The organism is Paenibacillus sp. EPM92, from assembly GCF_016586185.1.
Lineage (GTDB): Bacteria > Bacillota > Bacilli > Paenibacillales > NBRC-103111 > Paenibacillus_G > Paenibacillus_G validus.
Map to the genome: position 1 here is coordinate 1 of NZ_BCPS01000140.1, position 615 is coordinate 615.

General features: G+C 52.8%; 1 rRNA gene. It reads left to right on the forward strand.

Annotation, left to right across the window (positions count from 1 at the left end):
* Window positions 1–615, forward strand: a 23S ribosomal RNA gene (locus JMF85_RS27850); the annotation flags it as partial.

Consider the following 615-nt stretch of genomic DNA (forward strand, 5'->3'; position numbering starts at 1 on the left):
GGGTGATGGCGTGCCTTTTGTAGAATGAACCGGCGAGTTACGTTTGCAAGCAAGGTTAAGGTGAGAAGCCGTAGCCGCAGCGAAAGCGAGTCTGAATAGGGCGAAATAGTTTGTAGGCGTAGACCCGAAACCGTGTGATCTACCCCTGTCCAGGGTGAAGGTGCGGTAACACGCACTGGAGGCCCGAACCCACGAATGTTGAAAAATTCGGGGATGAGGTGGGGGTAGCGGAGAAATTCCAATCGAACTCGGAGATAGCTGGTTCTCCCCGAAATAGCTTTAGGGCTAGCCTCGGGAGATGCGTCGTGGAGGTAAAGCACTGATTGGGTGCGGGGCCCGCCAAGGGTTACCAAGTCCAGTCAAACTCTGAATGCCACAGACGTTATCCCGGGAGTCAGACAGTGAGTGCTAAGATCCATTGTCAAGAGGGAAACAGCCCAGATCATCAGCTAAGGTCCCCAAGTGTGTGTTAAGTGGGAAAGGATGTGGAGTTGCACAGACAACCAGGATGTTGGCTTAGAAGCAGCCACCATTGAAAGAGTGCGTAATAGCTCACTGGTCGAGTGACTCTGCGCCGAAAATGTAACGGGGCTAAACACACCACCGAAGCTATGA